Here is a 26,231-nt window from a genome sequence, read left to right as displayed (position 1 = left end):
CCTGTATTTATTCAAATCTTACCGCGATTGAATTTGCGTGAGCTGTAAGACCTTCATTTTTGGCAAATAGTTCAATGTCTTTGTGAACCTTTGAAAGTCCTTCCTTCGAATAAGCGATGATGCTTGTTTTCTTTACAAAGTCATCAACTGAAAGCGGTGAGAAAAATCTTGCAGTCTGATTGGTCGGAAGGATGTGGTTTGGACCTGCGTAATAGTCTCCAAGCGGTTCCGATGAATTTTCCCCAAGGAATATAGCGCCGGCATGCTTTATTTTGGTCATAACTTCAAAAGGACTTACGGTTATGATCTCAAGATGCTCGGAAGCTATGGCATTTGCGCAGCTTACAGCATCATCCATATTATCTGCAACGAAAATATAGCCATAGTTTTCAAGAGACTTTGAGATGATATCAGACCTTGACAGTTCCTTTAAAAATCCGTCAATTTCCGTTGAAACTTTTTCTGCAATATCCTTGCTTGTAGTTATAAGTATAGCACTTGCCATCTCATCATGCTCTGCCTGGGAAAGAAGATCTGCGGCAACATATCTGGGATTGGCAGTTTCATCAGCAATAACAAGTATTTCGGAGGGACCTGCTATTGAATCGATCGATACATAGCCAAAACAAGCCTTTTTGGCAAGGGCTACGAAGATATTTCCGGGGCCTGTTATTTTATCAACCTTAGGAATAGACTCTGTACCAAATGCCATCGCAGCTATTGCCTGTGCGCCGCCAACCTTATAGACTTCTGTAACTCCTGCAATATCAGCAGCTACAAGGGTTCCCGGATTTACCGAGCCGTCCTTTGAAGGGGGCGTACACATGATGATTCTCTCTACGCCCGCAACTTTAGCTGGAATAACATTCATAAGAACGCTTGAAGGATAAGCAGCTTTTCCGCCGGGAACATATACTCCGGAAATCTCGATCGGAAGTATCCTTTGACCGAGTATCGATCCGTCATCCTTGGTATCTATCCATGTATTTCTCTTTTGCTTTTCATGAAAAACTCTTATATTTTCGGCACTTCTTTTCATTACTTCGACAAATTCCGGCTCAAGACTCTTATAAGCATCCTGAATTTCTTTTTGAGTTACCTTTATGTTTTCCTTTGTAAGGTCGTATTTATCAAATTTCCTGGTATATTCAAATACAGCACTATCGCGGTTTTTTCTTACATTATCTATGATATCAGAGACAATGGCTTCGTACTCGCCATAGCTGTCGGGGCTTCTCTTTAAAAGCTTATCAAGAAGCTCTCCTTTTGTATTTTCATTAAGCTCTACAATGCGCATCAGAGGTTCTCCTTCATATCTTTAATAAGTTTATGTATTCTGTCAGGCTCCATCTGCATACTAACCTGATTTACGATAACTCTGGCAGAAAGCGGGCAGATTTCTTCAAGAACGGTCAGACCGTTTTCTCTTAAGGTGCTGCCGGTTTCAACTATATCAACGATAACGTCCGACAAATTAACGATGGGTCCAAGCTCCACAGAACCATTTAGTTTGATTATGTCCACAGTCTGATCCTTGGTCGTATAAAAATAATCTCTCGCGATCCTTGGATATTTGCTTGCTACTCTTATCATTTCGTGATGATTTAGAAGCTCTCTTGCTGACTCCGGGCCGCACACGCACATTCTGCATTTTCCAAAGCCCAGATCAAGGACTTCATATACACTGCGGTTTTCTTCCATAATCGTATCTTTTCCGACTATTCCGATGTCCGCAGCGCCAAGCTCCACATAAGTTGGAACATCAGGTCCCTTTGCAAGGAAAAATTTTAACTTTAATTCTTCATTTGTAAAAATAAGTTTTCTGGTGCTCTTATCGGTAACTTCCTTGCAATGGATCCCGCATTTTTCAAGAAGCTCCATAGTGTCATTTACAAGTCTGCCTTTTCCGAGGGCAAAGGTTAAATATCTTCTTTCATCGCTCATTTCTTTGTCCTTTCTTTAAGTATGACTTTCTTTCCCTGATTCCTAAGCTGATCTGCCTTCTTTAAGGATTCGTCAAAATCTGAAGCAGTATATTCAATGACAATTGCTTCATCACCGTCTGATATCTTAACCTTCTGGCTGTATAGAGCCTTCATCAGCTCATCGATATTTATCATAAATCCGATGGCAGGTGCGCTTTTTCCAAACTTTTCAAGAAGATTGTCGTAGCGGCCGCCTCTTGCGATAGCATCACCTACGCCATAGGTGTAAGCCCCGAAAATAACACCGGTGTAGTAATTAAACTTACTTAAAAGCCCCAGGTCAAATGATATGTATTTCTTAATCCCATAGCTGCACAGAACCTTGTAAAGTTCCTGAAGCCTTGCTATTGCGTTGTTTGACCTTACATTATTAACAAGCCTTGCAGCTTCATCAAGGATTGAGGAATCTCCAATAAAAGTTGCCACGTTCTGGATAAGCTGTCTGTATTTTTCGGAAACAGCTGCCTGCTGCATAACAAGGTCTGCTGCAAAGCTGTTACGGCTGACCATATGCTCTCTGATATCTGCCTCAAGGCCTTTTCCAATGCATGCTTCATCGCATATTCCAAGGTAATAGTCTGCATCGCCTATGCTTACCTTGAAATCATCAAGACCTGTTTCTTTAAGAGATTGAACAAGAAGCGCTATCATCTCGGCATCAGCATAGACAGATGGCTCATTCATAAGCTCTGCGCCCATCTCAGTGTTTTCTTTGAGCTTTCCCTGAAGATTGTGAGTATTAAGAAATGTTTTTCCGCTATAGTAAAAACGTACCGGCTCATTTTCTGTCAGGAAATACTTGGATACGCATCTTGCAACAGAGGGCGTAAAATCGGGCCTAAGGACCATGGTTCTTCCCTCGTTGTCAAAGAACTTATAAAGCTCCATTGCACTGTTGTTGCTTATCTCTCGTGCGAAAACATCAAAAAATTCAAACGACGGTGTATCTATCTCTTCAAACCCAAATGACTGCATCTTGCGGCTTATGGCATGCTTGACCTGACATCTGTCGCTGCATTCATGTCCGTAAATGTCTCTGACCCCCTCGGGAGTATGCAATAAATTTCTATTCATATCATCCTCCAACACTTTACCGTAGTAGTGCGTTACCATGCTACTATGTTAAACTTATCTCAGTTTATCGAAAGACCGTATAAATGTCAACAATGAAAATGAAAATAAAACTTACAACTATCTCTCGCCCAAATCCTTGTTGAGCATATTGAGATATGGGATAAATGCCCCATCGGAATCTGTGGAGATCGTATACTCAGGATCAAGCTCATCATGGCGAAAGCTCTTTCGGCCTCCTGCTGCGGCTCTGTCCCAGAATACTTTCAGTTTCCTGAAAGGCAGATAATAATATTCTCCTATTGATGAAAAATAGATAAGAAAAAAAGCAATTCCATCCTGCTTTTCAAATTCATCCATGAAAAAGACCTGGTGTTCATGGATATTCTCTAATGCGAATGTAGAAGTGGCACATTCTTTGGCATCGAAGCAAACAGGAATTCCCTGAACTGCTCCGATATAGTCAACAGTACTTTTCTGGTCAAAATATGCAAGGGTGATGTGCCTTGTCTCCTTGTCGATGTTTATAGGCGTTATAGGAGTAGGGATCTTCTGAATAAGAGCGAGTCCTTCCTCCTGATAACGTTCGTTAGTCCTGTTTATAAGTTCTTCAAGTGTAGAGCCTCTAAGTCCCCTCGAACTCCACGTTGCCATATATTTTCCCCCAGCTTTGGTCCTAAGGGGGTACCGCTTGCGGTGGATTCCTTAGGACGGTCTAATGTTTTCATAACTTGCTTTACACTACCAATTTATTTAAGAAAAGTTTCTATCAGATCTTCGAATTCTTTTTCGGGCTTTGCCACAAATTCTTTTCCTGATAAACCATCAATTTCCATATTATCAGGAAAAACAAGTCTTCTTGCGTGAAGGAGCTGATTCCTGATCTTGTAATTTGATTTAAATATTTCATTTACACCTTTTTTGCCATATTTGGTATCACCAACGATCGGATGATCTATTGATGACAAATGCGCTCTTATCTGGTGCGTTTTTCCTGTATGAAGAAGGACTTCAAGAAGAGTTACCTTAGTATCCCTATTCCCATTTGCAGGCTTATTATCCGGATTTTTTAATGGATTTATACTTGCAGATGAAATAACGTGGTAGGACGTTTTGATCTTATCTACCTTATTGTCCTTATTCTTTGTTTTGCCATTTATTAAGGAAGAGGTATTTAAAGCTTTTTTTATTGAATCCTCATCCTTATAGAGCGTGACCTTATTAGTCTTTTCATCCTTAACAAGAAAGCCTTCTATATCGGCATCTTCCGTAACAGTTCCGCAAACAAGTGCATAATAATACTTTTTAAGGCTTCTGTCCTTTAGAACTCTTGCCATCTCCCTTGCACCCTTAAGGGATTTAGAACAGATAATGATGCCTGATGTATTCCTGTCCAGTCTGTTACAGACTGATGGGCGAAAGGTCGCAAGACTTTCTTTTGAAACTTTACTATTTTCAATAAGATAACCGATCAGCCATTCATTTATGCTGAGGTCCCCTCCTTCTGCCTTTTGAGAAAGAATCCCTGTTGGCTTATTCAGAAGCAGGATGTCGCTGTTTTCAAAAATGATCTCAACGCTGCCGAATTTCCTGTAGGCTTTTTTGTACTGTGAAAATTCAGTGGTTTCCTCATTATCATTTATTTTATTATCAGCCTGTATATTTTCATTATTTATATCGCTATCGTCATGTGAAGAGGATGTATTTTCAGTAGAAAGCAGTCTCTTTACATGTTCATTTGCAAATTTATAGAAAGTATCATCGGAGAAGAAAACACTTATGCAGTCACCATCACTAAGAACTTCCTTTCCGGTAGCTTTTTTCTTATTTAAGGTTATATTCTTTTTCCTTAGCATTTTATACAAAAAGCCTGCGCCGGCATTTGGAAAATACTGATTCAGAAATTTGTCGAGACGCTTTCCCTCTTCATTTGAAGATATTTTTATTTCTCTCATTACTTATTCCTTACAATGAAATAGACAAAAGGACATGTGCGCAGGTCTCGGTTGTTCCGGGAACCCAGGCATCTTCTATGGCAACAGGATCGATATTCTTTGCCTGTCTTATTTCTTCAAGCTGATCAAGCCTGTTTAAAAATGCATTCAGATCCTTAAATACTTTTACAGTATATGAGCTGTAGCCGCTCTGAGCGATCTGATTTCTGATATGTTTTTCACAGTTTGCTATATCGAGATCTTTTACCTCGGTAAAGCAGCATACATTTTTATCAAGAACCGTTGCGGCTGCAATGCTGTAGTTTTCTTCATAGCTTGTCATTTCCAGATCGTATCTGATAAGAAGCCCTTTTCTGTGAGCTTCGATTTGCTCGTAGCTTTCTTTTGAACAACTGTGAGCTCTCATGTACATGATCGTATTAACTGCAGACAGACCTGCGGGAAGACAACCAAGTGCTGCTATAATACTAAATGCGCTCTTATTGGACTCATAAATAAAAAGACCTGTAAGAAATATCAAAAGACATATTGCAAGCGCAATTATCGTCCTTATTACAGCAAATTTTCTGCTGCTTTCTATATATCCAAATTCACCCTTAAAAACTCTTTTCATAATTACCTCAATCCGTATTTTTTTCCTGCAAAAGGGAAAGCTCCTCTTTAGTAAGTTCTCTGTACTCCCCAACCTTTAGATCCCCTGTAAGGCTTAGTTTTCCCATTCGTATTCTTCTTAAAAATGTAACTTCATTGCCAACAGCCAAAAGCATTCTCTTTACCTGATGGAACCGGCCTTCATGTAAAATAAGATGCAAGGTCTCTTCTCCGTTTTCATCTTGTTTAATGAAAGCTTTTGCAGGAAGCGTTGGCTCTTCATCTCCTATATCAAGGCCTTCTTCAAGTTTTCTTATATCCTCATCTAAAACTTTGTCCCTTGTATAAACAACATATTCCTTCTCAACGTGTTTCTTGGGAGAAAGAAGGCTGTGCGTGAGCTTGCCGTCATTAGTGATTATAAGAAGCCCTTCTGTATCCTTATCAAGTCGTCCAACAGGTGCAAGATTCTTATCTAAACCTGTATCTATAAGGTCAAGAACGGTTTTGTCATGATTATCTTTTGTAGCTGACACCACGCCCTGCGGCTTGTTAAGAATATAATATCTGAACTCACTATAGTTTTCAGTTAAGCTCTCTCCGGAAAAAAGGATCTCATTTTTATTTGGATCAACTGCAAATTCCGGCTTTGATATTATATTTCCGTCAACGGTAACCATGCCGTTTTTTATATACTCTTTTAGCTGCTTTCTTGTACCAAGTCCGCAGTCACTTAAAAATTTATCAAGTCTCATGAATAATTCCTATTTAAAAATGCCGCAATATAAAATTGCGGCATATTGCTCGTTTGTTAAGAGCACCCGGCGAATATCATTTTACCGGGCGCTACATATTTTATAGCATATCGAGATTTAGGTCAGCACCATCCCCCGCCTGAGCAGATGATGTATCTTGTGCGGCACTTGTAGTAGAAACTGCTTTGTCAGGATTTACACTGGGCGGCACAAGATCAGCTCTGTTAGATCTGATTGTCTCGCTGTAGCTTGTAAGCGAACTTAAAAGTGCACTGTTACTTGCATTTGTAGTTTCTATAGCCTTTGTAATAATGGCATCAACGTCTGCAAGAAGCTGATCTGTATAGGCTACTGCAGCAGCCTTCATCTGATTTGCTTCATTTGTAGACTTGGTAAGAATCTCTTCTGCCTGCTTTGCTGCCTGAGCTATAACTTCATTTGCCTGGGCATAAGCCTGCTGCATGATCTCATGCTCATTTATCAGTTCATTTGTCTGCGCTGTGGCTTTATCAATAAGGTCCTGAGCTTTCTTTTTTGCATCATTTAAGATAGCTTCCTTATTACTGATGATCGTCTGATAACGTTTGATCTCATCAGGCGTTTTGCTTCTAAGTTCCCTCAAAAGCTCATCAATTTCTTCCTTATTCACTACAATACTTGTTCTGGACAGTGGCTGATACTTGCAGTTGTCAATGAAAGTTTCGATTTCATCGATACATTGCTCAATTCTGCTGCTCATCTTCTTTTCCCCCATCTTTCGTTTTTATAGTGTATCCATATTTTTCATATACTCTTTTAGCTACGTAAGGTGTCACACACTTTGAAATATCTGCATTAAAGCTTGCGAACTCCTTGACCGTTGAGCTGCTGAGGTATGAATATTCCAGACTAGTTGTGAGAAAAACCGTATCAACTTTATCTTTGGAAAATGCCTTGTTTGACTGAGCTATCTGCAATTCATATTCAAAATCAGTTATAGCTCTCAGTCCACGCATTATTATATGAATGTTGTTCTTCATACAATAATCAATCAGAAGTCCTTCATAAGATTCAACAACTATGTTATCGATTCCGGACGTTGCATCTACAATCATCTTAACACGTTCATCTGCTGAAAACAACGGACTTTTAGCGGTGTTCACACTCACAAGGACTACAAGTTTATCAAACATAAGTGACGCTCTTTTGATAATATCCAAATGTCCTAGCGTTATAGGATCAAAGCTTCCGGGATAAACTGCTATTTTCATATTGTGTCCTCTTTTTTATCTGACAATAACTTTACACTTGGCTTTTTTCTTGCCATCTTTTGTTATTACGGTAATCGTAGTCTTTCCTGGCTTAAGCGCTGTAATTGTTCCGTTACTGTCAATAACGGCAACCTTCTTCTTGCTGCTCTTCCATGTGACAGCCTTAACTGTAGCACTTGAAGGCTTTATTGTAGGAGCAAGCGTATAAGTCTGGCCTGCACTAAGCTCAAGCTTCTTAGGAAGTTTAACTTTCTTTACATGGATCTGCTTTTTAACTACAACTTTTATCTTGACAGAAGATTTACCATCCGGAGATTTTACGGTAATTGTGCACTTACCTGTCTTCTTACCTTTGATATTTCCGTATTTATCAACTTTAGCGATACTCTTATTACTTGATTTATATTTTAATGCACTTCCCGCAGCACTTGAAGGATAAATGGCAACGTCGCAGTTTCTTGTTTCATTTACTCTTAAAGTGATCTTAGAGGGACCTTCGACTCTGTATACAGTATTATCTGTTACCTTTACTGTGCATATAGCTTTTTTGCCGCCATAAGTGCTTGTAGCTATAATGTCGCAGGTTCCGTCAGCAATTGCTGTTATAAGTCCGGATGCTGTTACTGTTGCTACATAAGGATCTGTTGATTCAAACTTGACTGATTTTGTAGCATTTGAAGGTGCAAGCGTAGCACTAAGCTGCAAGGTCTGACCGGGCGCAAGTGTAGCACTATTTGTATTTATAGCAATTGATGTAGCATTTACTACTCCGCCTGAGTTTTTATAGCTTACAGTACTAGTTGGATATAAAGCATTAAAGGATTCACTGCTATACTGAGGCCATCTTACATGCTGATCATCAAATGACACTTTCTTTCCATTAGTAAGAGTCAAAATAGGGTCAGAACTGCCTACAAATCTAAAATATGGTGTATATGTAGACTTTTTCCCTCCATCTTCATATAGGTTTGAATCCCAGGTAGTATCAACGTTGTAATAGTATTTACCAAGCTGAACTATGTTCCATCCGTGGTTTTCACCATCTCCGTAGCCTGCAATAAGTCTTGCATCTACGCCAAGAGAAAGCATAAGTCTGTAGAACAAGAGTGCATAGCCTTCGCAAACTGTATTATGCTCGCAGGCTGCTGAATAACAGGAATAGCGGCTATAATCACCTCGTAATTCTCTGGCCTGAAAATCCCTTGCATAAAAAATATGTTTGTAAATATAATCGTAAACTGCTTTTGCTTTTTCATAGTCAGATTTATTCTTAACGTTTTTAAATTCATTGTTAAGAAGTCTGTTTATTTCATTTGTAGTCTGAACTTCCTGTGCTGCATCATGAGTGTATGTAAAGTTGATTATAAGTGTTCCGTAAGTGCAGTTACCTGCATAAGCGTTACTTCCGCCTGTTGAAGAAGCACAATAAGCCCATCTTATATAATCGCCTTCGTTAGGTACACCTGTGTGTGCAACAAGTGTTGATGACAGTCTTGCTAAAAGGATCTGCTGATTAACATTGCCCTTTATGGCATAATTGAGTGTTACCTGAGGCTGTCTGTTTTTAATAGCATTTCTTGTAGCTATAGCCATATCATAAATATTCTCATATTTATTAGGTGCTGCAAGAAGTGTCTTAACATTAGCTGTAGGATCGATGCTATCGCCAAGTGCTACAAAATCATCTTCATTTACAATATCCTTGTAGACATCATTGATTTCAACAACAGGCTCATATACATCGAATGAAAGAACGACAGCAACTTCGTATACAGAAAAACTATCTGCATCATAAGAAACTACTGTTTCTTCGCCCTCGTCAACTACTGTAACATCCTCGACAACGCTTGCATTAGCCTCATCATCAATATGGATTATCTGAAGCTCTGAGCTATCGGGATTGTCTGTATTTTCAAGAGACTCTGCGCCTTCTACTACATCAGAAAGAGACTCAGTAAGATCATCATCTAGGGAAATTGTTACATTTACCTTACCTTCTTCAGGCTCAATCTCTGTGCCATCAAGCATAAATGAAATATCAAAAGCTACAGAATCATATACTGCCTCATTCTCAGCAAGAACTTCGTTAGCAATATCTTCTGTGTCCTTGCCGGCAACAGATTTCTGCTTTGTGATCACAACTTCAGTTCCTTCGGGAATAACTCCTTCTTCGGCTGAAAGTTTAATTAAATAATTATCTATCTTTTCTTCATAAGAAAAGGCAGAAGTTTCAGTGTTATCAGCATTTTTTACATTTTCATCAGAAACAGGCTCTTGTGTTAATGATTCGTCTGCCGAATCTGAAGTGTCTGCATCATCAGCACTTTCTGACTCTTCTGTAGAAGATTCCTCTGAAGAATCAGCATTATCTGCATTTTCAGTATTATCTGAATTTTCCGTATTTTCAGTATCATCAGTGTTTTCTTCTTCTGAAGATTCCTTTGAATCCGAAATATCTGTAGCATCAGAATTATCTATTGCTTCCCCGCCTTCAACTTCATTTGCGTCAGAAGAGGGTTCACCTAATTCACTTCCGGCTTCTGCTGAATTATCTGATTCTGATGTTTCCGCGCCAGAACCTGCATTTTCAGTCTGATTGCCAGCATTGTCAATGTTTTGATCAGAATCACCAGGTTGTGATACATCCTGTTCACTTCCGGCTTCACTACTAATAACAGCAGCATCATTTGTATCTTGTGCAGCAGCATTTACATTGAGTGTTGCAGCACCGGATACACTAAGAGTTATGCTTAAAATAAACGCAAGACTCTTACTCAAAAAACTTCTTTTCATTACTAAATCCTAAAAACCTTTCCTTTAAATTCCCCTCGAAAATATAAGATTAAGGAATGACTCCTTTCATTCCAAAAACTATCATTCTGCAGATTTCTTTAAGAAAATATGCTGATTTGTCTTATAGCGCTTTTCTTTAATAACTTCAAAGCCCTGATCTTCAAAAACAGACAGATCCATATCCAGATTACATTCAGCAATTAGCAGAGTTTCATCTGTCACATAAGGCATTTTTGAAAGAAGCGCAAATGTTCTCTCATAAAGACCGCCTTCATAGGGAGGATCAACAAAAATTATATGTGCTTCGCTCTCCCTTATATTCTTAAGGCCAACCAGAACGTCCTGCTTAAGCACAACAGCTCTGTCCTCAAATCGTGTGGTCTTAAGATTTTGATTTATGCATTTTACAGCCTTTATATTATTTTCAATAAAATAGGCTTTTTTTGCGCCTCTGCTTATGGCTTCGATGCCTATTCCACCGCTTCCGGCAAAAACATCGATAAATACAGCACCCGGGACATCATTCTGAATCATATTAAACAGAGTCTCTTTGATCCTGTCCTGTGTAGGTCTTGTATCATTTCCTTCCGGTGTTACAAGCTTAAGGCGTCTTCCTTCTCCTGCAATAACTCGCATAATCTTTCCTTTAATAAATTAAACTCTTACTTTGGTTCCCTTGGTATCTCTTCCTGCTATCTTAAGATGCTCAAGATGAAGCTCCTTGCCGTTATGTTCGATTATCATTTCAGGCTCTGACATCTGCCCTGCTTCGCCCTCTGCATTTTCTGCAACAGGCACCGGCTCCTTTAGATAATAAACATCCCTTAAAACATCCTTTGCTGAAAGCCTCATACCTCTTACGCCTACGGCACTCTTCTTCTTTTCAGGTATTTCATCCAGCTTTATTCTTAAGAAAAATCCGCCTTCAGACTGAAGTACCACAGTGCTTACATCATGAAGAACCTGAACACTTACAAGTTCATCTCCTTCTGATAGCTTGGTCGCAGCAACAGTTCTTCTTGTGACATCGAATTCTCCGCCATCTACAACCTTCATAAACGCGCTCTTTGTCACAAACATAAGCCTGTAGAGATTGAGCTCGCTCTGACTTGCAACATAGACTATTGTATCCTTCGTGGTATCAAAATCACTAACATTATCAATAGGAATACCTTTATCACGCATTCTTCCCTGCGGAAGATCCATTGCTTTAATAGTATGAAGGTTACCGGATGATGTAAATACGCAGATCTTTCCGGTATTCTTCATGATAAATGAATACTTAAAGTCATTTTTGATGGTTTCGTAATTCTTTTCATAAGTGGTAACGTCGATCGTCTTAGCATAACCGAATCTGTCCATAAGAAGAGCAACATCGATCTCTTCAACCGGCTTTTCTTCATAAACAGCATCTTCAACGTTATCAATAATAGTCTTTCTCTTATGAGAATAAGCCTTTCTTATCTCGGTTAGCTCATTCTGTATTACGAGTGACATTGACTCATGGTCTTCAAGAATATCCTCGTATCTGAAAATCTTGGCAACGGTATCTTCGTGCTCCTTTACAAGAGCATCAAGTTCAAGTCCAATGAGCTTGTACAGACGCATCTCAAGGATCGCATCAGCCTGTCTTTCTGTGAAAAGAAGCTGTGCTGCCATGGCTTTTGAAGCCTCGCTCTTAAATCTGATTCCATCTGTATTGCCGTTTATCAGGCAGTCTTTTGCCTGAGCTCTGTCCTTGGAACCTCTTAAGATCTCAATAACTATGTCGATTACATTGCAGGCCTTTATAAGACCTTCCTGTATTTCCTTCTTTTCCTGCTCTTTTCTTAAAAGAGTTGTATATTTTCTTCTTGCAGTCTCAAACTGGAAGTCAACAACTGCCTTCATAATAGCGGGAAGGCTCATAGTCTCAGGTCTTCCTTCGCTGATTGCAAGCATGTTTACGCCGAATGTGTCTTCAAGCTTTGTCTTTTTATATAAAAGATTGGTGAAGTTTTCAACGTCAGTATCCTTCTTGAGCTCGATTACTATTCGGATACCTTCCTTTGATGACTGGTTTGAAATATCAATAATGTCATTTGTTATCTTCTTCTCAGCAAGATCAGCTACGTCCTGCAGGAATTTACCGATGCCGGCACCGATCATGGTATAAGGTATCTCAGTAATTACAAGATTTATATGTCCGGCCTTTCCTTTTTCTGTTGTGACAGTTCCCCTGATTTTTATCTTTCCCTGACCGGTTTCATATATGGAGCGAAGGTCATCTTTATTTACGACAATGCCTCCTGTAGGAAAATCGGGCCCTTTTATATATTTCATGAGCTGCTTTGTAGTAAGCTCAGGATTTTGCATATATGCTATCTCAGCATCGATTACTTCGCCGAGATTGTGTGGCGGCGTGCTTGTAGCCATACCTACCGCAATACCCTCTGATCCGTTTATAAGGAAATTCGGAATCTTTACAGGCAAAACAGAAGGCTCTCTCTCTGTTTCATCGAAGTTGGGAATAAAATCAACAACGTCTTTATCAAGATCAGCCAGGAAATTCTCCTGCGTGATCCTTGCAAGTCTTGCCTCTGTATAACGCATTGCAGCGGCGCCGTCACCTTCGATATTGCCGAAGTTACCATGACCGTCAACAAGCGGCAGAGCCTTTTTGAAATCCTGTGTCATAACGACAAGGGAGTCATAAATTGAGCTGTCTCCATGGGGATGATATTTACCCATAGTATCTCCGACTATACGGGCACTCTTACGATAAGGCCTGTCATAGCGGATACCAAGCTCATACATATCATATAAAGTTCTTCTCTGAACGGGCTTAAGTCCATCCCTTATATCCGGAAGTGCACGAGCGACAATTACGCTCATTGCATAGTCTATATAAGACTTCTGCATTATCTCCGAATATTCAGAGCGAATAAGTTTTTCTTCCATCTTTAATCCTCATGTCTGTTTAATAAAAAATAGTAATATTCATGCATCCATCAGAAATCAAGGTCAGCATCTGTAGCATGCTGATGGATGAAATCTCTTCTCGGAGGAACTTCATTACCCATAAGAAGTTCTGTCATATGAGAAGCCATCTTGGCATCCTCTATTTCAACGAGACGCATCATACGATTTTCCGGATCAAGTGTTGTCTCCCAAAGCTGCTGAGGATCCATCTCACCAAGACCCTTATATCTTTGAAGTGTAAAAGGACCTTTATGTGTCTTTCTGTATTTTTCAAGGGCAGAATCGTCATAAAGATACTCTTCCTTACCCTTGCTGGGCATAGCCTTATAAAGAGGCGGCATTGCTATATAAACATGTCCCTCAAAAATAAGTTCAGGCATGAATCTGTAGAACAAAGTAAGGAGCAGGGTTGCAATATGAGCACCATCTACGTCGGCATCGGCCATGATGACAATCTTGTCATATCTAAGCTTTGAAATGTCAAAATCATTGCCGTAGCCTTCTGAGAAACCGCATCCAAAGGCATTGATCATAGTTTTGATCTCTGCATTTGCCAAAATCTTGTCTATACTTGCCTTCTCAACATTAAGAATCTTACCTCTTATTGGTAGAATAGCCTGGAATTCACGGTTTCTTGCCATTTTGGCACTACCGCCCGCAGAGTCACCCTCTACGATGAAGATCTCACATTTTGAAGCATCTTTGCTGATACAGTTAGCAAGCTTACCGTTTGAATCAAATGAGTATTTCTGCTTTGTTAAAAGGTTTGTCTTTGCCTTCTCTTCAGTTTTTCTGATCTTTGCCGCTTTTTCTGCGCATCCGATGATAGCCTTTAGAACTTCAAGATTTCTATCGAAAAATCTTGTTACTTCATCACCTGTTATCTGAGATACGATCTTGGCAGCATCCTGATTATCAAGTTTTGTTTTGGTCTGACCTTCAAATCTTGGATCGGGATGTTTGATACTGACAACGGCTGTCATTCCGTTTCTGACATCCGTGCCGTTAAAGTTGTTATCCTTATCCTTTAAGACACCAATTTCTCTTGCATACTGATTGATGACATTGGTAAACATAGTTTTAAAGCCGGTGAGGTGTGTACCACCCTCGGCATTATAGATATTATTACAGAATCCAAGTACATTCTCATGAAATTCATTTACATACTGAAAAGCGACATCAACTGAAATTCCGCCGCTCTCACCGCTGTAAAAGATGACATCTGTGACAGCTTCTTTACTTTTGTTCATATCACGGATAAATCCGGTGATTCCCTCTGGTTCATGGAATTCAATATATTCCTCTGTTCCCGGTCTGTCATCGATGTATACGATCGTCAGATCCGGATTAAGATATGCAGTCTCGTGAAGTCTGGATTTAATGTCTTCCTCACGAAATCTTGTCTTTTCAAATATCTCGGGATCAGGTAAAAAAGATATGGTCGTGCCGTGTTCACGCGTTTTTCCGACAGGTTCAAGAAGACCATCCTTTAATTCAACGGTAGGAACTCCTCTCTCATAGGCATCTTCATAGACAAATCCGTCGGTTCTTATCTGAACCTTGAGCCATGTTGAGAGCGCGTTAACAACAGATGAACCAACACCATGAAGACCACCACTTGTCTTATAAGCAGCATTGTCAAACTTACCACCTGCGTGAAGCATGGTAAGAACAACTCGCTCTGCAGTAATTCCCTTGGCATGCATACCAACAGGAATACCTCTTCCGTTATCTTCAACACTGGCACTTCCATCCGGATTAAGTGTTACAGTTATCTTACTGCAGTAACCCGCCAGATGTTCATCGACAGCATTGTCAACAATTTCGTAAACCAAATGATTGAGTCCCCTGGTGGAAACACTTCCAATATACATTCCGGGTCTCATTCTTACTGCTTCAAGGCCCTCAAGTACTGTAATACTGGAGGCATCATAGTTATTATTAGACATAAATTACTTCCCCAACTTCAAAACTTTTTTCATAAATGTATTTTTCGTGAGCAGGCAATCGCAAGTGCTCCGGGACCGATATGGCATGACACAACAAGTGACAAAGGATCCATATGCATATCATATCCGGGTATCGCTGCTTCTACCTCACTCTTAAATTCAAGCGCTTTATCAAGATTATAAGAATACGCACCGGCAAGATTTACATCTTTGGCATCAAGACCGCCAAATCTGTTTTCAATGTCGGATATCATGGCATTTATCATAATGTTTTTACCCTGAGAGGCAGTTCTTGCTTTTGCAAAAGCATCAAGTTTTTCACCCTGGATCTGAAGTACCGGCTTAAGCTTAAGCAGTGTACCAAGAGCTGCTGCAGCAGGGGTGATTCTTCCGCCTTTTTTAAGGTAATAAAGAGTATCAAGCATAATGTAAATACTTGATTCAAATTTAACAGCCTCAAGTTCTTCCTTTATTTCCTTTGCGCTAAGTCCCTTATCCTTCATCTCTATAGCATCAAGGACAGACTGGCGCATGGTTACAGAAATACGCTGATTATTTACGACAAAAACCTTGCCCTCATAATCATCTGCAGCAAGCATTGTTGCTGTCTGACAAGAGCTTGAAAGTCCGCTGCTGAGCGGTATATAAACAATTTCATCATATTCTTCAAGAAGTAAGTCCCATGATTGCAACAATGAAGCGGGACTGGGCTGGCTTGTAGATACATCAGCGCCTTCAGCAAGCTTTTTGAAGAAATCATCCTGAGTAAGAGTAACTCCTTCAAGGTATTCTGTTCCATCTATCATAAAAGGTGTGGGAATTACTAAGATACCGAGTTCTTTTCCTTCAGCCGGCATAATTCCGCAATTTGTATCTGTCATTATCGCAACTTTAGACATATTTTCCTCCGTAATAAGACAAAATTATAGCTTTTGTTTTTTCTCAAAAATTCGTTGCTACAATATATTGTGTCCATTTTATGCATACACACTAAATTTTACTTTTATAATGCTGTAAAGTCAAATGAATTTGCTAAAAGGGCCGCCTTAAGTGGCGCATTTTCATCAAAAACAAGGTCGGGATCTTCCAAAAGCAGTCTGTCAGCATATGCTGCAGCCTCTTTTATAAGCGCAGCATCCTGGTAAATATCAGCGACATGAAAAGACATCTCACCGCTTTGCCTTATTCCGAACAGATCGCCGGGCCCCCTTTGTTTTAGATCTTCTTCAGCGATCTTGAATCCGTCATTTGACTTATTCATTATTTCGAGTCTGTTTTTAGCCTCTTCTTTTCCTGAAGTGTTAATAAATATGCAATATGACTGAGCAGTTCCTCTTCCTACTCTTCCCCTTAGCTGATGAAGCTGGGCAAGGCCAAAACGCTCAGAGTTTTCTATCATCATAACAGTAGCATTTGGTACGTTAATGCCGACTTCTATTACGGTTGTTGAAACAAGAACATCAATCTCGCCTCTTCCAAACATATCCATGATCTTTTCCTTCTCCTGACCCTTCATTTTTCCATGGAGTGTTTGGATCCTTATGTCTTTGGGAAGAGCACTTCTGAGCTTTTGAGTATATTCTGTTACATTTTCAGAAGATCCCTCTTCTGTTTCCTCGATCATCGGACATATAACATAAGCCTGATGGCCTTGCTTTACCTGATCTGCAATGAACTTGTAGGCGGTATTTCTGTATTCTGTTCCTACAACGCAGTTCTTGATCGGTATCCTTCCGCCCGGCATCTCATCAAGAATGGAAATATGCAGATCGCCGTACATTATTATCGCAAGTGTTCTTGGGATCGGAGTTGCACTCATTGCAAGAACATGAGGCATATAGCCTTTCTCTGAGAGCTTTTCTCTCTGCAAAACACCGAATCTGTGCTGCTCATCAGTTATTACGAGTGAGAGATTTTTATAATTTACTTTTTCCTGTATCAGAGCATTTGTTCCTACAATGCAGTCAAATGCACCGTTTTCAATACCTTCCTGTGCAAGGCGTTTTTCTTTTGCAGTCAAAGATCCGATAAGGAGAACAGGCTTCATGTTTAAATTGTATTTTTCAATCATGTCCATAAAGCCTTCATAGTGCTGTCTTGCAAGAACTTCGGTGGGTGCCATTATTGCTCCCTGATATCCGTTTTCCGCAGCACATAAAAGCGAAAGAAAAGCAAGTATCGTCTTTCCCGAGCCAACGTCTCCCTGTATCAGACGGTTCATTATATGCTCTCCCATAAGGTCATTTTTAATATCCTTCCAAATCTGCTTTTGCTTATTTGTAAGGTCATAGGGAAGCATGCTTATCAGCCTGTCAGTCTCTTTTTCATCCTTAAAAGGATAGTTGTTTATTGACTGTTCCTCTTCCTTTTTAAGAAATCTGAGTTTTAATATAAACAAAAGAATTTCATTAAAAGCGATTCTTTTTCTGGCTTTTAAAAACTCTTCCATGTTTTCCGGGAAATGTATCTTTCTAACAGCTTCAGGATAATCAATAAGGTCAAGCTCCCTTTTTAGTGACGGAGAAAGTATATCCTCCATATAAGCTGTAACCGGTATGGCCTGATGCATAGTCTTTATAACAAGGTTGTTTGAAAGTCCCTTTACAAGCGGATATTTAGGCTGCATTGAGCCCATTATTTCAAGATAGTCTTCTGTTTTATAGTACTTTGGCTGTTCCATACAAAAAGAAGAACCCTTTTTCTGTACAAGGCCTCTTAAAACAAAATATCCACTGCCCCTTACTGTTCCCAGCATGTAGGGCATATTAAAAAATGTAACATTCATCTCACCTGTAGAATCCGCAGCCTTAAAAGCAAGAATGCTTAAGTTTCTTACATGTCTTACCGCGGGATTTCCTACTGCCATAACCCTTACAGCAGCAACTTCTCCGGATACCAGATCAGATACATTCTTTATTTCTCCGCAGATGTCATAATCTCTTGGAAAATAATTAAGGAGATCCTCAACTGTTCTAACATTACATTTTTCAAAAAGGGCGCGGCTCTTATCGCCAACGCCCTTTAGTGAACTGATATTTTCAATTAAAGATGGATTTTTACTCTTTGAATTCATCCTTATTCTGCACTCACAATATAGTAGTAAATCGGCTGTCCGCCATACTGAACTTCAATGTCACAGTTTGAATACTTAGAAGCAATTCTCTCTCTTAAAGCATTTGCCTCTTCTTCCTTAGTATCAGCACCATAGTAAAGACTTATAAGCTCAGTAGAATCATCAGCAATCTTTTCAATGATCATGTAGGCAACGTCTTCGATATCATTTCCAACGCCCAGGATTCCGCTGTCGCCGATACCCATGTAATCGCCCTGCTTGATCGTTACGTCATCAATAACAGTATCTCTTACGGCATAAGTAACTTCGCCTGTCTTAACAGCTCCGATAGCTTCCTTCATAGATGCTTCATTATCTTCAACTGACATGTCAGGTATAAAGTTAATAGCAGCTGTAATACCCTGAGGCACAGTCTTTGTAGGAATTACAACGATCTTCTTATCGCTCTCCTGATCCTCAAGCATGATCTGAGCCTGATTTGCAGCAAGAATGATATTCTTATTGTTAGGAAGTACAAATACTGTATCAGCATTTACTTTTGCAGCAGCATCAAGGATATCCTCTGTACTGGGGTTCATTGTCTGACCACCCTCGATAACGTAGTCGATTCCAAGACCTCTAAATACATCAGCAAGACCATCACCTGCACATACAGCAACAAATCCCATATCCTTATGTTCGCCTAAAGGCATCTCATCATTGCTATTTGTCAAAGAAGATGTTCCATCTTTAAGTGGAATATCATCTCCCTTTGAATAAGTTGGAGTCTGCTCAGCAGCACCATTTATCTCAGTATCGATCTCAGCATAAGATCCGCTCTCAAGCTCATGGAAGAGCTTCTCTCTGTGCTCCATTCTCATATTGTCGATCTTCATATTTGAAAGCTGACCGTACATAAGAGCTCTCTGGATAGCAAGACCGGGATCGTTTGAATGTACATGTACCTTGCAGATCTCATCATCTGCAACCATTACAATACTGTCACCGATAGATTCAAGGAATGCCTTGAAATCCATCTCCTGCTTAACATTTAAAGGCTTATTTAAAAGAACGATAAATTCTGTACAATAGCCAAATTTGATATCTACTTCAGCTTCAGCAGTTGCCTGCTTGGGAGTAGGTGTAGCCGCTTCGACATCGATATGAACATCACTTTCTCTGCCCATGTAGATGTCAACAGCACCCTTAAGTACCTGAACAAGTCCCTGTCCGCCTGAATCAACAACACCGGCCTGCTTAAGAACAGGAAGCATTTCAGGAGTTTTAGCAAGAACCTCATCAGCGTATTTAACAACCTCGTCAAAGAAAACGCCGAGATCATCACATCCTTCTTTTGCAAGCTCTGAAGCTTTCTCACTTGCACCCTTTGCTACAGTAAGGATTGTACCTTCCTTTGGCTTCATAACTGCCTTATATGCAGTCTCTACAGCCTTCTCAAAAGAATCAGCGATAATCTGAGCATCAAGTTCGTTGTAATCTCTGATACCTTTTGTAAAACCTCTAAGGAGCTGTGACAAAATAACGCCGGAGTTACCTCTTGCGCCACGCATAGCTCCGGAATAAATATTCTTACTAAGTGTAACCATATCAACGTCATCGGGAAGATTCTGAACATCCTTAGCAGCTGACATGATAGTCATAGTCATATTAGTACCTGTATCTCCGTCGGGAACAGGAAATACGTTAAGTTCATTGATCCATTCTTTTTTTGCATTCAAATTACTTGCGCCTGCAAGAAACATCTTCTTAACATCAGACGCATTTATTGTGTTACTCAAAATTCCAATCCTCCTTGAATTTAATCGATGACGCGAACGCCCTCAACGAAGATATTGATCTTCTCTATTTCAAGGCCGGTGAATTCCTCAACCTTGTATTTAACATTATCTATAAGATTCTCTGTGACAGAAGAAATATTAACACCATAAGCAATGATTACGTGAAAGTCCAATGTGAGCTTACGATTCGGGGCAACAGAAACATTAATACCCCTCTTTATATTGTCCTTTTTCAAAAGACTGACGAAACCTTCTGCCATGTTGACATTAGCCATACCAACAATACCGAAACATTCATTAGCAACAGCACCTGCGTACTGGGCTATAACTTCATTATCGATAGAAATACTACCCATATGAGTATTCATTGAAGTAGACTTCATACTGCACCTCCATTTAATTCACATATATTGCATTATAAACTAAACCGGCTTAAAAAGAAAACATTTTTAAACTATTTTAGAACGAAACGAAAAAAGGATTCACTTTCGTGAACCCTTCCTTAATAAACATTGCAAAATAAATTATGCACGCTCTACAGCCTTTGATCTAAGGCAACTAGAGCAAACATTCATTCTCTTTGTTCCGCCGTTAACCTTAACTGCAACCTTATGTACGTTAGCATTCCAAGCTCTATTTGTCTTTCTATGGGAATGGCTTACGTTGTTACCGAAATGAACGCCTTTGCCGCAAACTTCACATTTAGCCATTTTGACACCTCCTTATAAGCCATATTTTTCTATCAACACGCGAATAATCAATTAAACTCAAACATATATCCGCAACATATGATAATATAACAAAAAACTTCTGATATTGCAAGTATTATTTTAAAAAATATATTGCTTATAAAAAGAATCAAATTATTAAGCTAAAGAAGTTTCAGGCATTCATATATGTGTCAAATTGTCTGAGAAGAATATTATATTCCTGGTTTATGAGATCACACATCTCGTGATCACCGCAAAGATTATCCGGATGATATATCTTCATAAGATCCTTGTATCTTTTTTTGAGCGCAATAAGAGAATTTACGCCAAAGAAAAACACTTCAGCTCTGCTAAACTCATCTTCTCTGATGTATCCCTTCTCCTGTTCGAGCTTCTTCCATTCCTTCTCAAGTCTTTTCTTATCGGTGTTAAGTTTGTCAAAACCATCTTTCAAAATCTCGATCTGCTGGTCAAAAAGCACCTTATCATCTTTGAGCCTTTGTTTTTCGTGTTCGAGTGCGCTTCTTTCCTGTTGTAGATTTTGTCTGAAGTTTGCAATTTCATCCTCGATGGCTTTGATCTTGGAGTCAACCATTTTCTGCTCCTGTTCCAGGCGCTGGCTCTCCTTGAAAATCCAGAGCTTCATTTCATAAAGCTCCTGTTCCGATGCCGTGTCGATTCTCTCTTCTGTGCAATACTTCTCCATACGAACCCCCTAAATACAACTAACTACTCCAGGTTCTCTTCTTCCGGAAATGCAATGTTTGCAGCATTCTCATCATCCATGAGATTATTGCTGCGATTCAAAAAACGATCTGCGATGTCGGGTACAAGATCAAGTACTTTGGTTACAGCATCCTGATTCTTGATATTTACAAGTTTTGTCTGACCGTTTCTGATAACAAGAACTGCACTGGGTGACATCTTAGCGGCAAATCCGCCTGCACCCGAATCCTTCTTGTCAGCATTACTTGAACCTGCTCCAACGCCAAAGGATACATCAACAAGTGGTAATATAATTGTGTCTCCAACCGTAGTTGCTTCGCCGACAACAGTTTTTGAGCCCAAAATAGAATGCATACCATCCATTAAAGAATCAATAACTGAATCGAAATTCTGATTTCCCATTTAAACTCTCCCCTGATTGGGCATTAGGTTATAAGACCTATATGCCGGTTCATTTTATTTCACACTGCCGTTAAGAACCCATTATCTTCCTGAACCTTCTGATAGTTTTCTTAACGTCCTTATTAAAGTACAAAACAGCTGCCGCCCAGATTATGGTAAATATGCGTATACGGCCTCTGATATAGACATTTCCGCCTATTACCTGTCTTTCAAAATCAGGCTGCATATACACCTTGCCAACAAGCAGAGGATACAGGATTCCATATGCACTAAATATATCGGCCGTAGCTGCAACATCCTCCATCCCCACGAGAAGATTTATTTTGCACTTTTTCGGCAGGATCATCTTCAGCACTCTAAAAACCTGCTTTTTTGTAACCTCAAAAGCACGCTTAAAAATATCATTAGTCAGTGTGTTTTTAATCATGTTTATCTTAGCATATATGCTAGATATTGTACATTGAATTTTTTTGAGTACATTTTGTGGTATTTTTACGATATCACACAAGATGCTGAAAATATTATGAAGAGTATCCAAAAATGACTTATCATCTTCCTCTTCATCTTCAAAGTCATCTTCTTTAGATTCTTCGTCATCTGCACCATCACCGTAATCATTCTTTTCAAAAGCTTCATTTAATTCTCTATCATTATTCATACTCTCATCATTTGTACTGCCTTGATCAGAACTTGTTTTATCTTCAGATGCTTCTTCCTTTGTTTGATCATCCGTCTTGTTTTCAAGATCCCCCAGATCTTCCATCTCTGTCTGAATATCTTTTTTATCTTCAAGATCATTGCCGCTTTCTTCTTTATTTCTCTTTTTGGAAGGAAAAACCTGAAAGAATAAAACCTTCACTTTAAAGTTTAGATCATCGGGATATTCTATACTTCCTCTTACTAAATAAAGGAGCCAGTGAAAGGATGCTTTTGCATAAATATTATCCTTTAGCTTATCAGCTTCTTTGCCGAAATCCGTCTCATCAATCCTGGCATCAACAGCATATCTTATCGGTACAAATAAAACAAGCAGGATAAGTACAAGAAGTACAGCAAGGGCAACAAGAAGTACAATCCCTATTATTTTAAGTATAGATAAAAAAGTCGCCATAGAGAAAAACCTCAATTCATAGTGCTAAGAAAACCTGCAAGATCACCTGCCATTTGTGCATTTGCAGCTTCATCACTTATTTTAATCAAAAGTTCCAGTGCTTCTTCGTAGCTTCCGGCAATCCCGTAGACCATGATTGGATGCCTTAAATAATACTTTTGTTTCAAAAAAGCACAGTGCATAATTTCGAGCTGATTGCCTTCTCCGCCTTCAGATTCGGTGATAACAAAAATGCCAAACTGACCTGCTCCATGCTTTAGTTTCCATTTCACAAGTCTTTCATTCTTTATGGAATTTCCAACATACAGATGTTTATAAAATCTGCAAAATCCCTTTATATTCAATATGCGCTCCTTTAATCAACGCCAAAGTACGTATCAAAAACTCTCTTTGATATAGGCACGGCAAACTCACCGCCGGATCCTGCATTCTCAACTATAATCGTAACCGCAATCTGCGGGTTTTCGCAAGGAGCAAATCCGGTAAACCATGCATGTGAATCAGATGATGAAGTCATAAACTCAGCAGATCCTGTCTTTCCTGCGGCAGAGTATGTAAGACCTTTAAGCCTGGTTGCTGTTCCCGTATTAACCACTTCTTCCATTAGCTGTTGTAAAAAATCTGCCTCATCTACAGATAAAAGCCTTTTATAGTTTTCGGTATCATATTTTTTTATTACTTTGCCTTCAGCACTTACTACGCTGTCAATAAGCCTTGGCTTTACAAGCATTCCGTCGTTTGCGATAGCCATTGTGATCATATTAAGATGAAGCGGCGAAATAGTATCTGTTCCCTGACCTATCGCAAGCTGCATCATATCTCCCGAAGACGTGTTTTCATCACAGTTTGCATTTGATACGGATGCGCTCATATCCCAGGGGATGACATCGCCAAACATCAGATCCTTTAGAGTATTGTTAAAGCTGCTTTTGTCTAGTGTAAGAGAAATATTTGCAAAAGCAGAATTACATGACTTTGCAAAAGCCTTGGTAAAATCGAGCTTTCCGTGATTTTCACCGTGATAGCAGTTTATGGTATCCGCCCCGTTTGAAAAGCTTCCCGTACATGTAAATGAAAAGTCTTTGTAGGCCTCATGGTTTTCTCTGTAATATTCCAGTGCTGTAATAATCTTAAATGTTGAGCCCGGAGGATACAAGCCCTGAGAGACTCTGTTTAAAAGCTCGGTATTTCCATCGTCTTTTGTAAGCTCATCCCAGTCTCTTTCTATACTGTTAGGATCAAAATCGGGTTTTGATACCATAGCAAGTATACGTCCTGTCTTTACCTCGGTCACTATAACAGCTCCCTTGTGCGCTGATAAAGCATCATAGGATGTCTGTTGAAGATTAGTATCAAGAGATGAGTAAACATTGTTACCCGGATATTTTTCGCCGTTATCGTAAGCCTTAGCTTTTTGGGATAACGAAATATCACTGTTTATCAGGTAGTAATTGGCAAGGTCCTCTAAGCCGCTTCTTCCGTTTGTTGCAAATCCTACCGCATGCGCAAATACTTTTCCAAAGGGATAATCTCTTTTTTCATCGCCATTTTCATCAGTCAGTGTTACTGCAAGCTCTTTACCATCCGACGAATAGATGGTTCCTCTGGTATTTTGCTTCTTAAGGAGTGCCTGATGAGCATTATAACTGTTGTCGATCATTTCAACCTTATGCGTATAGGCATAAACACTTATATATACGAGCATTGTAATAAATAGGATTATGTTAAAGGCGCCTATAAAGATAATTGAATATGGTTTATTCTTTTTTTCCAACAGCTTCTCCTCTCTTTTTCCTAAGGTAATCCTGATATCTCTCATCGCTTCTTACAAGGCATTCTCCTTCAATAAGAGAAAGCATTATTATGGTTACAACGACCGATGTTCCGCCGTAGCTTACAAGCGGGAGTGTTACTCCTGTAAGCGGAATAAATTTGGAATTGCCTCCAATCGTCAAAAATACCTGGAAAATATATGTCACACCAAAGCCCACACACATAAGTCTTCCAAAATCGTTCCTTATTTTGTAGGCTTCCAGTAATATCATAATAAATGTTGAAAGACACACAAGCGCGATGCAGCTCGCAAAGATGATCCCAAGCTCCTCTGCGATCGCTGAAAATATAAAGTCAGCTTCAACATAGGGAATCGATGTTGGAGTTCCCGAATAAAGGCCAAGGCCAAAGGCTCCGCCACCGCTTATTGCAAAGAGTGATTGTGATATCTGATATCCCCCGGTTTCAATGCTTGTCCAGGGATCAAGAAACGCATTAACTCTGGTTCTTATGTGAGGAAAAATATTATATGCAAATACGCTTGCAAATGATCCGAGTAAAAGACCACCTGCAAAATAGAACGGATTATTCGTTGCAACCAATACTATGCATAAATAGACAACAAAGTAAATAAGCGCACTTCCAAGATCCTTTAACAAAACAAGGATTATCACATGAGCTGCCGCAACAGCTGAAGCTAAGGCAACTGTCTTAAAATCATTTTTCATGGATAAAACGGAAGAAGCGAAGAATACGAAAATGAGCTTTCCAAGTTCGGAAGGCATAAAGGTGATCCCGAATATGCTGAAATTGATCCTTGAACCGTTTGCAACCTGTCCATATAAAAACAGGACAACCAAAAGCATAAGCCCAAGTCCTGCAAAGAACCAGCCTGCCCTTTCAAGAAATTCCATCCTGAATAAAAGCTCCGGTATAACGAATGCCAGGATAATTGAAACCGACGCTATGAGAAACTGCCTGATGCCTCTTCCATAAGATATTCTGGTTAGAACGATCATTCCAACCATGAGAAGAAAGCACATATTATTGATGATCAGCCTGTTTCCGTCAGGATAAACCATTTTAAACAAAGATGTAGTGAGCAAAATAGCAACCATCTGTATCATACAAAGAGCGAAATATCGCTTACTTCCGGTCCTTGCAAAAATCTGGATAAAAAGAGAAAACTGAGTAGCAAACAAAAAAAAGATCTGAATGGCATACAGAGGCTGTCTTCTCTTTTCTCCCCTGTAGATAAAAACCAGATAACTAAACATTGTATATAAAACAGCACATAGTGCTATTACATATTTTGATATTTCAGTAACGTATAATTCCATGTCTTCCC

General features: G+C 39.5%; 24 protein-coding genes. All 24 read right to left on the bottom strand.

Annotation, left to right across the window (positions count from 1 at the left end):
• Nucleotides 1-7: 7 nt before the first annotated feature.
• The 24 genes from hisD to T543_RS04135 all read right to left on the bottom strand — a co-directional run bounded on the left by hisD (nucleotide 8) and on the right by T543_RS04135 (nucleotide 26,223).
• Complete coding sequence (gene hisD, locus T543_RS04250) at nucleotides 8-1,297, bottom strand: histidinol dehydrogenase (RefSeq protein WP_035766056.1); 1,290 nt, start codon at nucleotides 1,295-1,297, stop codon at nucleotides 8-10.
• Nucleotides 1,297-1,944, bottom strand: a complete 648-nt coding sequence (gene hisG / locus T543_RS04245) for an ATP phosphoribosyltransferase (RefSeq protein ID WP_035766054.1) — start codon at nucleotides 1,942-1,944, stop codon at nucleotides 1,297-1,299. The genes hisD and hisG overlap by 1 nt, the downstream gene beginning before the upstream one ends.
• Entirely contained in the window at nucleotides 1,941-3,059 is a 1,119-nt protein-coding gene (hisZ, locus tag T543_RS04240; protein ID WP_035766052.1) for an ATP phosphoribosyltransferase regulatory subunit, read from the bottom strand. Before hisZ ends, hisG begins: the two co-directional genes overlap by 4 nt.
• A gap of 117 nt (nucleotides 3,060-3,176) precedes the next feature.
• A complete protein-coding gene (locus T543_RS04235) occupies nucleotides 3,177-3,710 on the bottom strand; it encodes a Holliday junction resolvase RecU (RefSeq protein ID WP_035766050.1) in 534 nt (177 codons plus the stop codon).
• A gap of 95 nt (nucleotides 3,711-3,805) precedes the next feature.
• Nucleotides 3,806-5,011: an RluA family pseudouridine synthase gene (locus T543_RS04230; RefSeq protein ID WP_035766048.1), complete on the bottom strand. Its 1,206-nt coding sequence runs from the start codon at nucleotides 5,009-5,011 to the stop codon at nucleotides 3,806-3,808.
• A 10-nt stretch (nucleotides 5,012-5,021) separates the two neighbouring features.
• Nucleotides 5,022-5,624, bottom strand: a complete 603-nt coding sequence (locus T543_RS04225) for a hypothetical protein (protein WP_035766046.1) — start codon at nucleotides 5,622-5,624, stop codon at nucleotides 5,022-5,024.
• A gap of 7 nt (nucleotides 5,625-5,631) precedes the next feature.
• On the bottom strand, nucleotides 5,632-6,357 hold the full coding sequence (locus T543_RS04220) for a pseudouridine synthase (protein ID WP_035766044.1): 726 nt from the start codon (nucleotides 6,355-6,357) through the stop codon (nucleotides 5,632-5,634).
• A 100-nt stretch (nucleotides 6,358-6,457) separates the two neighbouring features.
• Entirely contained in the window at nucleotides 6,458-7,096 is a 639-nt protein-coding gene (locus tag T543_RS04215) for an HrpE/YscL family type III secretion apparatus protein (RefSeq protein WP_035766043.1), read from the bottom strand.
• Entirely contained in the window at nucleotides 7,080-7,607 is a 528-nt protein-coding gene (gene coaD / locus T543_RS04210; RefSeq protein WP_035766039.1) for a pantetheine-phosphate adenylyltransferase, read from the bottom strand. Before coaD ends, T543_RS04215 begins: the two co-directional genes overlap by 17 nt.
• Nucleotides 7,608-7,622: 15 nt before the next feature.
• On the bottom strand, nucleotides 7,623-10,400 hold the full coding sequence (locus tag T543_RS15050; RefSeq protein WP_051638526.1) for an Ig-like domain-containing protein: 2,778 nt from the start codon (nucleotides 10,398-10,400) through the stop codon (nucleotides 7,623-7,625).
• Nucleotides 10,401-10,481: 81 nt separating this feature from the next.
• Complete coding sequence (rsmD, locus tag T543_RS04200) at nucleotides 10,482-11,036, bottom strand: 16S rRNA (guanine(966)-N(2))-methyltransferase RsmD (RefSeq protein ID WP_035766038.1); 555 nt, start codon at nucleotides 11,034-11,036, stop codon at nucleotides 10,482-10,484.
• A gap of 18 nt (nucleotides 11,037-11,054) precedes the next feature.
• Entirely contained in the window at nucleotides 11,055-13,340 is a 2,286-nt protein-coding gene (locus tag T543_RS04195; RefSeq protein WP_035766037.1) for a DNA gyrase/topoisomerase IV subunit A, read from the bottom strand.
• 50 nt (nucleotides 13,341-13,390) lie between these two features.
• Nucleotides 13,391-15,310 carry a DNA gyrase/topoisomerase IV subunit B gene (locus T543_RS04190; protein ID WP_035766036.1) on the bottom strand — a complete coding sequence of 640 codons (1,920 nt, stop codon included), beginning with the start codon at nucleotides 15,308-15,310 and terminating at the stop codon, nucleotides 13,391-13,393.
• Nucleotides 15,311-15,339: 29 nt separating this feature from the next.
• The gene (locus T543_RS04185; RefSeq protein ID WP_035766035.1) at nucleotides 15,340-16,209 is read right to left on the bottom strand and encodes a DegV family protein; all 870 of its coding nucleotides are present in this window, start codon (nucleotides 16,207-16,209) and stop codon (nucleotides 15,340-15,342) included.
• 104 nt (nucleotides 16,210-16,313) lie between these two features.
• On the bottom strand, nucleotides 16,314-18,383 hold the full coding sequence (gene recG, locus T543_RS04180) for an ATP-dependent DNA helicase RecG (RefSeq protein ID WP_035766034.1): 2,070 nt from the start codon (nucleotides 18,381-18,383) through the stop codon (nucleotides 16,314-16,316).
• Nucleotides 18,384-18,385: 2 nt separating this feature from the next.
• Complete coding sequence (locus T543_RS04175; RefSeq protein ID WP_035766033.1) at nucleotides 18,386-20,164, bottom strand: DAK2 domain-containing protein; 1,779 nt, start codon at nucleotides 20,162-20,164, stop codon at nucleotides 18,386-18,388.
• Nucleotides 20,165-20,181: 17 nt separating this feature from the next.
• Nucleotides 20,182-20,544, bottom strand: coding sequence for an Asp23/Gls24 family envelope stress response protein (locus T543_RS04170; protein ID WP_035766032.1), 363 nt, complete (start codon nucleotides 20,542-20,544; stop codon nucleotides 20,182-20,184).
• Nucleotides 20,545-20,685: 141 nt separating this feature from the next.
• The gene (gene rpmB / locus T543_RS04165) at nucleotides 20,686-20,871 is read right to left on the bottom strand and encodes a 50S ribosomal protein L28 (protein ID WP_035766031.1); all 186 of its coding nucleotides are present in this window, start codon (nucleotides 20,869-20,871) and stop codon (nucleotides 20,686-20,688) included.
• A 172-nt stretch (nucleotides 20,872-21,043) separates the two neighbouring features.
• Nucleotides 21,044-21,577 (bottom strand): hypothetical protein, encoded by a 534-nt coding sequence (locus tag T543_RS04160; protein ID WP_035766030.1) that lies wholly within the window; start codon nucleotides 21,575-21,577, stop codon nucleotides 21,044-21,046.
• Between the two features lie 23 nt (nucleotides 21,578-21,600).
• Nucleotides 21,601-21,999 (bottom strand): GerW family sporulation protein, encoded by a 399-nt coding sequence (locus T543_RS04155; protein WP_035766028.1) that lies wholly within the window; start codon nucleotides 21,997-21,999, stop codon nucleotides 21,601-21,603.
• 70 nt (nucleotides 22,000-22,069) lie between these two features.
• Entirely contained in the window at nucleotides 22,070-23,110 is a 1,041-nt protein-coding gene (locus T543_RS04150; protein WP_035766027.1) for a hypothetical protein, read from the bottom strand.
• A gap of 11 nt (nucleotides 23,111-23,121) precedes the next feature.
• A complete protein-coding gene (locus T543_RS04145; RefSeq protein ID WP_051638525.1) occupies nucleotides 23,122-23,454 on the bottom strand; it encodes a hypothetical protein in 333 nt (110 codons plus the stop codon).
• Between the two features lie 11 nt (nucleotides 23,455-23,465).
• The gene (locus T543_RS04140) at nucleotides 23,466-24,884 is read right to left on the bottom strand and encodes a peptidoglycan D,D-transpeptidase FtsI family protein (protein WP_242839465.1); all 1,419 of its coding nucleotides are present in this window, start codon (nucleotides 24,882-24,884) and stop codon (nucleotides 23,466-23,468) included.
• Nucleotides 24,868-26,223: an FtsW/RodA/SpoVE family cell cycle protein gene (locus T543_RS04135; RefSeq protein WP_035766025.1), complete on the bottom strand. Its 1,356-nt coding sequence runs from the start codon at nucleotides 26,221-26,223 to the stop codon at nucleotides 24,868-24,870. Before T543_RS04135 ends, T543_RS04140 begins: the two co-directional genes overlap by 17 nt.
• Nucleotides 26,224-26,231: the final 8 nt, after the last annotated feature.

This window comes from Butyrivibrio sp. NC2002 (assembly GCF_000702265.1).
Taxonomy (GTDB): domain Bacteria; phylum Bacillota; class Clostridia; order Lachnospirales; family Lachnospiraceae; genus Butyrivibrio.
Note: the sequence above shows the minus strand (reverse complement) of the source record. Positions and strands in the feature narration are given on the sequence as shown.